The following is an 8,036-nucleotide window of genomic DNA, read 5'->3' on the forward strand; positions in this document are numbered from 1 at the left end:
CGTATCGATTGCCGTGTCGGTGAGCTCGCGAAGAAATTGCGCTTTCCAGTAGTAACGGCGGCCCGGCGGAAAAATGCTGTCGCCACCTGATTGGATGTGCAGAGACGGGATCGCGGCAAACCGGTTCTCGACCGGCGTTCCATATTCCATGATGGGCCTGATGACCGAGTGCCCTCTTCCACTGACCCCGCGTAGCAGGCCGAGATACTGAAGAAGCGCTCGCCAGACGGGGCGGTGACGAGTGCAGCGTCGAGACGACATCACTGCAGATGGCGATCTCTTGTCCTGCGACAACGGCGTCGATCGCGTGCAATTCTTCACGGAAGCCACCCGGGGCAGGCGGCGATCGATGCCTTATCAGCCTGGATGAGGTTGGCAAACTGAGGCCTCAGGCCGCGAACCGGCGACCTGAAACCAGAGGGCCGTTCAAAATGAGTTACACCATTTCAAGCTCACGGTATGGCGGAGGCGGAGTCCTGACGACGATTTTATCGCCCGAGCTTACCGGCCCCGCTGTGGTCACGACACCCATCACGCCGGCCTTTCGCAAGATCTTTCCTTCCGGCGAGCGACCAAGAACGGCTTTCATGAGACCAGCCTGGAAATGATCTATTTGCGCGCACGGATTCCGCAAGCCTGTGAGTGTGACGATCGAATGTTCGCCAATATGCAATTCTGTGCCCGCGGGTAACGATAGAAGATCAAGCCCGCGCGTCGTGATATTTTCGCCAAGATCGCCGGGTAAGACGCTAAACGCCTTTTCGACAAGTTCGTCGAACAATTCACCGTGTATGAGGTGCACCTGGCGTAGATTGGGTTGCGAGGGATCCCGAGCGACACGAGAGCGGTGTTTTACCGTTGCACCACAGTGAGCATCGCCTTCGACACCCAACCCCTCCAGTAACATGATTTGCCGAACGGATTGCTTTGAGAATGTGTGTGAGGCATTAACGTGAACCGCAATGACTTTTCCGTCCACTATCGAGCGACCTCCAATGACTGCATGACGAGGGCATGCATGAGTTAGTTCAGCAGTTGCAACCACGGAATATTCTAGCGGATTTACGAACGACGCTTCACGGGCCGATACCCATCGTCAACGCCGCAAAGATCGGCATGAGCCTCATGAAGCTGGCGAATGCCGGTAAGGTTGCGGCTCTGCCGACGTCGATATGCAAAGAAAGCGAAAGCTGGCAATCTCGGCCATACTGCCGGTCACGTCATTTGCCAGGAGGCAGAAGTATGGGTTTCGATTTCAACGGAAAACGCGTCGTTGTCGCGGGAGGCTCGCGTGGCATTGGCCGCAGCATCGCGCTCGGGTTCGCGCAGGCAGGCGCCGCCGTGTCCGTCTGTGCACGCAACCTGGAAGGATTGAAAGCAGTCGCGGCCGAACTGGCCGCTTATGGCCATCCGGTCCATACCGCAGCTTGCGATCTCGCCGACGGCGAGGCGATCAGCGCTTACATTGCCGCCGCCGGCGAAGCGCTTGGCGGCATCGACATTTTGATCAACAACGCGTCCGGCTTCGGAGGCGGGGACACCGAAGCCGGCTGGGAAGCCGGTATTCAAGTCGATCTGATGGCAACGGTGCGCGCGGGTCATGCCGCGTTGCCGTTCCTGCGGCAGGCGGCCGACGCCGCCATCGTCAATGTGACGTCCATCTCAGCGCTGCGTCCATCGACACGCACACAGTCTTACGCGGCGATCAAAGCCGCGGTCATGCACTATACGGCGTCCAATGCGCTGACACTCGCGCCGGATCGGATCCGTGTCAACTCGGTCGCGCCCGGCTCAATCGAATTTCCCGGTGGATCGTGGGAACAGCGCAAACAGTCCGATCCAAAGTTGTATGAGCGGATACTGCAGTCGGTTCCGTTCGGCCGGCTCGGGACGCCCGAAGAGGTAGCAAGCGTGGTGCTGTTTCTCGCCAGTTCGCACGCGGCCTGGATTACCGGCCAGACCCTGGTGGTCGATGGCGGGCAGGTGTTGACGTAAGTGCAAATCCGCTCACGGGGAGACAGGGGTATGAGTCGCTACTTTGACATACTCCCCCTCGCGCTTCGAGACCATTGAGACCGGCATCGTCGGGTTGGGCGGAGCATGACAACTACACGCGGGAGCAGCCTCTCGAGGGCTGGTTCGGAAGCCTTGTCGCGAACAACTGCCTTCAGCGCGGAACGTGAGTCAGTGCCTTTCGGTAGCGGTGCGTCCACGGAACTGACGCACCGCCCCCTCTCAAGCTAGCGGACGAGTCGTTTCACGCGCAGGCGGAGCAACGTCCGGACGTGCCGCTGCGTCTGAATGACACCGCGGGCTCTCATCCAAGCCAGCCCTTGATGGTATTTGCCATGACGTTGGTCGAGATGCCATAGCGATCGTGCAAGGTCGGCAGCGCGCCCGCACCGAGAAACTCATCCGGCAGGGCGATTTGACGGTACATCGGCGTGACCTTCGCCGTGAGCAGCGTGGTCGCGACCGCTTCTCCGAGTCCGCCGATCACCGAGTGATTCTCGGCGACCACCACCATGCGACCCGTGCGCCGGGCTTCGCGCAAGATCGTCTCGGTGTCGAGCGGCTTGATGGTCGGCACGTGCAATACGCCAACTCCGACGTTGTCCGCTTCCAGCAACTTCGCCACCTCCAGCGAACGCATGGTCATGATGCCCGACGAGATGATCAGCACCTCGGCGCCGTCGCGCAGCAGCTTGGCCTTGCCGAGCTCGAACTGGTAATCGTATTCGTCGAGAACGGCCGGAACATTGCCACGCAGCAGACGCGCATACACCGGCCCGTTATGCGCGGCAATCGCAGGCACCATCTGCTCGGTGTCGAGCGCGTCGCACGGATCGATGACCGTCATGTTCGGCATCGCGCGCATCAGGGCAAGATCCTCGGCCGCCTGATGACTCGGGCCGTAGCCGGTCGTCAGGCCCGGCAGCGCGCAGATGATCTTCACGTCGAGGTTGTCTTCGGCGATGGCCTGGTGCATGAAGTCATACGCGCGACGGGTTGCGAATACGGCGTAGGTCGTCACGAACGGCTGAGCGCCTTCATGCGCCATACCGGCGGCCGCGCCCATCAGCAACTGCTCGGCCATGCCCATCTGATAGTAGCGATCTGGAAACTCCTTTCCGAAGATGTGCAAGTCGGTGTACTTGCCGAGGTCGGCCGTCATGCCGATCACGTTCTTCTTCTCCCGTGCCAGTTGGGTTAATGCGTGGCCGAACGGCGCGGAGCGCGTGACCTGTCCTGCGCCGGCAATAGAAGCGATCATCGCCGAGGTCTTCAGGCGCGGCTTCCTGGTGATTGTGGTATCGCTCATGCTTGTCTCCCTGCTTCGAGTGCTGCGAGCGCCAGTTGCCACTCATGGGCATCGACGCGGATGAAATGGTTCTTTTCCCGTTCTTCGAGGAACGGCACGCCGCAGCCCATGCGGGTATCGCAAACGATAATCCGGGGCTGCTCTTTCGGATGATTGCGCGCAGCGTCGAAGGCCGCCTTCACTGCGTCAATGTCGTTGCCGTCCACGCGCTGTGTGAACCATCCGAACGCTTCGAGCTTCTCGACGAGCGGCTCGAACGCCATGATCTTTGACGAAGGACCGTCGGCTTGCTGGTTGTTGACGTCGACCATGGCGATCAGGTTGTCGAGCTTCCAGTGAGCGGCCGACATAAGGCCTTCCCAGATCGCGCCCTCATCGAGTTCGCCGTCCGAAAAGAGCGTGTAGACGAAGGCGTCCGAGCCCTTGCGTTTCAGTCCGAGGCAGCGGCCCACCGCGATCGTGAGACCGTGGCCGAGCGAGCCACCGGACATCTCCATGCCGGGCGTGTAACTCGCCATGCCGGACATCGGCAAACGGCTGTCGTCGCTGCCGTAGGTTTCGAGTTCTTCCGGTGGCAGGAAGCCGGCTTCGAACAGCGCGGCATAGAGTGCAATCGCATAGTGGCCGTTGGACAGCAGGAAGCGGTCGCGGTCTTCCCATTCAGGATCGTCGGCCCGGTAGCGCATCGCGCCGAAGTAGGAAACCGCGAGTACATCGGCGATATCGAGTGCCTGGCCGATATAGCCCTGGCCCTGTACTTCGCCCATCAGCAAGGCGTTTCTGCGAATCCGATAGGCGCGCTCGGCGAGCGTCACCGCATCTGATGACGGACTATTCATGATGTCTCCTTGATTCAAAAAGTGAGTCTTTGCAACGAAACGAGTCAGCGATTGACGGTCTTGGCTGGCACGAGGAAAACAAGCCCGGCACCGATGACGATAGCGACGGAGATAAAGATGAGCCCAGCCGTCGACTTACCGGTCAGGTCGTTCAACCAGCCCACGATGGCCGGCGAGAAGAACCCTGCGAGATTGGCGAAGCAGTTCACCGCGGCGATACCCGCTGCGGCGGACATGCCGCCGAGGAGTGCCGTCGGCAGTGACCAGAACTGCGACGACGAAGCGAGGATGCCGGCGGCGGCCACGCTGACACACACCAGCGACGCGCCGACTCCGCCCAGCATCGGCAGCGTTGCAAAGCCTGCCGCCGATACGAGCATCGGGATCGCGAGATGCAGACGACGTTCGCGATGACGGTCAGCACTTGCGCCCACCAGCGGCAGCGCAATGATGGCGCACAGGTACGGAACGGCCGTAAAGATACCCACCCACAGCGGGTCGGCGACGCCCGACTTGCGGATGATCGTCGGCAGCCAGAACGTCAGTCCATACTGACCGAGCACGACGCAGAAGTAGATGGCAGCCATCAACCACAAACGGCGATCGCCGATAAAAGACCTGATCGACACATGGGCGATCTTGTGGGCGTTGTCATTCGCCACGTTGCGTGCGAGAAGCGCCTTCTCCGGATCAGTGAGCCACCTGGCCGCAGCGATGCCGTTGTCGAGGTAGAGCAGGATGGCGACGCCAAGGAGCAACGACGGCAGCGCTTCGAGGATGAATAGCCACTTCCAGCCGGCGAGACCGTGTACGCCCTGGAACGCATGCAGGATGTAACCGGACAGCGGCCCGCCGACAATACCGGCAAGCGGAATCGCCATGAAGAAGAGGGAAAGCGCCTTGGCGCGCCGCGCCGACGGAAACCAGTAAGTCAGATACAGAATGACGCCCGGCGCGAACCCTGCCTCGGCCACCCCCAACAGAAAGCGCAGAATATAGAAGGTAGTCGGCGACTTGACAAAGACGAAGCAGGCCGAGATCACCGCCCACGTCAGCATGATGCGAGCGAGCCAGTTTCGTGCGCCCACTTTGTGCAACATGAGATTACTCGGTACCTCGAAGAGAAAATAACCGAGGAAGAAAATGCCGGCGCCGAAGCCATACACGGTTTCGCTGAATCGCAGGTCGTTGAGCATCTGCAGTTTCGCGAAGCCCACGTTGACACGATCGAGATAAGCGCCCAGATAGCACAGCATCAGGAACGGTATCAGGCGCCGTCCCACTTTCGCATACGTTTTTGCTTCGAAGCTCGCCGGATCGGCGAGCGATGTGACATCGGCCGTCATTGACGGCGCAGTGGCCTTCGTTTTCATGGTTGTCTCCTATCGGCCAGAGTTAGCGCTTCAGCGCTTACTCCGGCCCCATGCAAGATGTTTGCGGACATATCGCCCCGGGTTTTACCGCCGGGTGCATTTGACCCATCCGCCGCAATCGCGACGGATGTCGTACTTAGTGGATCAACATGCCGCCGTTGACGTCGAGCGTGATGCCGGTGAGGTAGGCCGACAGCTCGCTTGTGAGGAACAGACAGGCGTTCGCGACATCGGCTGCATCGCCAAGACGGCCGAGCGGAATGCCCTTGATGATGTCGATGCGCATCTCGGGAGTGAGCTTGTCGCCGGTGATATCGGTCTGGATCAGGCCCGGTGTGATCGAGTTGACGCGGATGTTGTCCGCCCCGAGTTCACGCGCCATCGCACGAGCGAGACCGAGTACGCCCGCTTTTGCAGCGCTGTAATGAGGACCGCCGAAGATGCCGCCGCCGCGTTGCGCGGAAACGGATGACATGCAAACGATGCTGCCGCTTTTTTGCACTCTCATTTGCGGAATGACCGCTTGCGACATGTAGAGCGTACCGCGCAGATTCACGTCGATGACCGCATCGAAGTTATCGGCTCCGATGTCCATCGTCTTCAACGGCTGGGTGATGCCCGCGTTGTTGATCAATCCGTCGACACGACCGTACTTCTCGATGACCGCCTTGGCGGCAGACGCGCATGCGGCCTTGTCGGTCACATCGCAGGCGAGGCCGAGGTGTTCGTCTCCAAGATCGCGCGCGGCACTCTCGGCGTCTTCCTTGCGAAGGTCCAGAATCACCACTCGCGCGCCCTGCGCGGCAAGCGCTGTTGCGGTCGCCTTACCGATGCCGCGCGGCGAGGCCGCACCGGTTACGATTACGACTTTGCTGTTGAGCAACATGTTTGTCTCCATCAATCAGGTTAGTTGGTAGACGCAGTTTCAGCGCTTCAACCATCTCGATCAATGCAGTCCGGCTCAACTATTGCTGAAGAATTTTCAGGTGTCGCCACGCCGTAGAGTCGCAGGCGTCAGAAAGCAGCCCTTTCGCATAAGGCAGGGCGCAGGCGTCCCGCCTGGCGCGGCCTGGCGCTACACGGCGTCACGGCTGATCTCTTGCTCGACCCAGGCCAGAAACTTGGCCACGCGCGGCAAGTCCGCATTCTGGGAAGGGTAAACGAGGTGATGGGCGCCGACCTCGACCGCATACGTGCGATCGAAGACCGGTACGAGTGAACCTCGTTTGAGATGGACCGATGCGAGCATCGTGCTTTCGAGCGCGATGCCGTGTCCCAATGCCGCGGCCTCAAGCGACATGTACGAGCGGTCGAACGCGAAATCGTATGCCTTGCGCGACACCGCGACGCCGAACTTGCCGAACCATTGCTTCCACTGCACAAGAGGCGTCTCCGAGAAGATCAGGCGCCGCTCGAGCAGATCTTCGGGGGAACGCACCGGGTGTTTTTCAAGGTATGCCTCCGATGCAAGAGGCGCGATGAACTCGTTGCGTAGCGTCTTGATCTCGCCATCGGTCCAATGAGCGTAGCCATGCCGTACGTCGATGTCGTAGTAGCCAGAGGTGAACGACACATCCTCATACGAGCACGCGAGATTCAACTGAATGTCGCCGTTCGCTTCCTGGAACAAAGCCAGCCGCGGGAGCAGCCACATCAACCCAAAGCTCGGACTTGAGTGAATGCGAAGAATCTCGACACCCGATTGGCTCGATGCGCGCTCCGTCGCGCGGCTCAGGTCGGCGAGCGACCCGGTGACATCGGCCAGATATTGCTGCCCCGTCGGCGTCAGCACCAGTCCCCGTCCCAGTCTTGTGAACAAGGGCCTTCCCACCATGGATTCCAGGTTGGCAATTTGATGGCTGACCGCGGATGGCGTTAACCCTAATTCATCAGCCGCCCGATTGACGCTCTTTGTCCGGGCGACACTCTCGAACGCGACGATGGCTTTTAGGGGTGGGATGCGCATTGTTCCTGGGTGCGGAAGTTACGAACCGTCCTGGGTCACCGTATTCTGCTTCGCTACTGGCGGTTCCAGAAATGTCGCGCACCCGCCTGAAAATGGAACGTTCATATTGTGCTCGTCAATCGATAACCAGATTAACGGCGAGTCTACAACTTTTTGTAATGGACGCTTCTGGCCGGTTGCGTTTAGTTGGTGACGGTTTCACGTACCGATGCGAACGCCTACGGATCGGCGCGGCTTCGCCGATCGACAAATTTGTGCAGAGCGAGTGCCCAGCCAATTAACTCCCTGTCCGCCCCTGGCTTGCCGACGAGTTGCACACCGAGCGGCAGGCCATCCTCGCTCAACGCAGTGGGCAAATGGATGCATGGCCAACCCAGCAGGGACCATGCTTTATTAAAAGCCGAGGATCCAGTCGATTCGAGCCCTCTGGGAGCCGGGCCCAAGGCGCTCGACGTCAGGACGACGTCCGCGTCGCCGAAGTAATCCGCCCAACGCAAACGCTGCGTGTGTTGCCACGCCTTCATCTCGCGATAAGT

The 8,036-nt window shown here is 60.2% G+C and carries 8 protein-coding genes; 1 reads left to right on the forward strand and 7 read right to left on the reverse strand.

Annotated features, from left to right (window positions below; translation table 11 throughout):
- Positions 1-436: 436 nt before the first annotated feature.
- Positions 437-979 carry an MOSC domain-containing protein gene (locus QOC89_RS11940; protein ID WP_323045200.1) on the reverse strand — a complete coding sequence of 181 codons (543 nt, stop codon included), beginning with the start codon at positions 977-979 and terminating at the stop codon, positions 437-439.
- A 263-nt stretch (positions 980-1,242) separates the two neighbouring features.
- Here QOC89_RS11940 and QOC89_RS11945 point away from each other — a divergent pair, with 263 nt between their 5' ends.
- Entirely contained in the window at positions 1,243-1,995 is a 753-nt protein-coding gene (locus QOC89_RS11945; protein WP_323045201.1) for an SDR family NAD(P)-dependent oxidoreductase, read from the forward strand.
- Positions 1,996-2,317: 322 nt separating this feature from the next.
- Here the strand turns inward: QOC89_RS11945 and QOC89_RS11950 are convergent, their stop codons facing one another.
- The 6 genes from QOC89_RS11950 to QOC89_RS11975 all read right to left on the reverse strand — a co-directional run.
- The gene (locus QOC89_RS11950; RefSeq protein WP_323045202.1) at positions 2,318-3,322 is read right to left on the reverse strand and encodes a transketolase family protein; all 1,005 of its coding nucleotides are present in this window, start codon (positions 3,320-3,322) and stop codon (positions 2,318-2,320) included.
- The gene (locus QOC89_RS11955; RefSeq protein ID WP_323045203.1) at positions 3,319-4,161 is read right to left on the reverse strand and encodes a transketolase; all 843 of its coding nucleotides are present in this window, start codon (positions 4,159-4,161) and stop codon (positions 3,319-3,321) included. The genes QOC89_RS11950 and QOC89_RS11955 overlap by 4 nt, the downstream gene beginning before the upstream one ends.
- 44 nt (positions 4,162-4,205) lie before the next feature.
- A complete protein-coding gene (locus QOC89_RS11960; RefSeq protein WP_323045204.1) occupies positions 4,206-5,534 on the reverse strand; it encodes an MFS transporter in 1,329 nt (442 codons plus the stop codon).
- Between the two features lie 136 nt (positions 5,535-5,670).
- Complete coding sequence (locus QOC89_RS11965; protein ID WP_323045205.1) at positions 5,671-6,420, reverse strand: glucose 1-dehydrogenase; 750 nt, start codon at positions 6,418-6,420, stop codon at positions 5,671-5,673.
- 189 nt (positions 6,421-6,609) lie between these two features.
- The gene (locus QOC89_RS11970; RefSeq protein WP_323045206.1) at positions 6,610-7,500 is read right to left on the reverse strand and encodes a LysR substrate-binding domain-containing protein; all 891 of its coding nucleotides are present in this window, start codon (positions 7,498-7,500) and stop codon (positions 6,610-6,612) included.
- Positions 7,501-7,718: 218 nt separating this feature from the next.
- The coding region (locus QOC89_RS11975; RefSeq protein ID WP_323045207.1) for an amidase family protein at positions 7,719-8,036 on the reverse strand (318 nt) is incomplete at its 5' end.

Origin of the sequence: Paraburkholderia sp., from assembly GCF_034668105.1 — a bacterium.
In the GTDB taxonomy this organism is placed as follows: Bacteria; Pseudomonadota; Gammaproteobacteria; order Burkholderiales; family Burkholderiaceae; genus Paraburkholderia.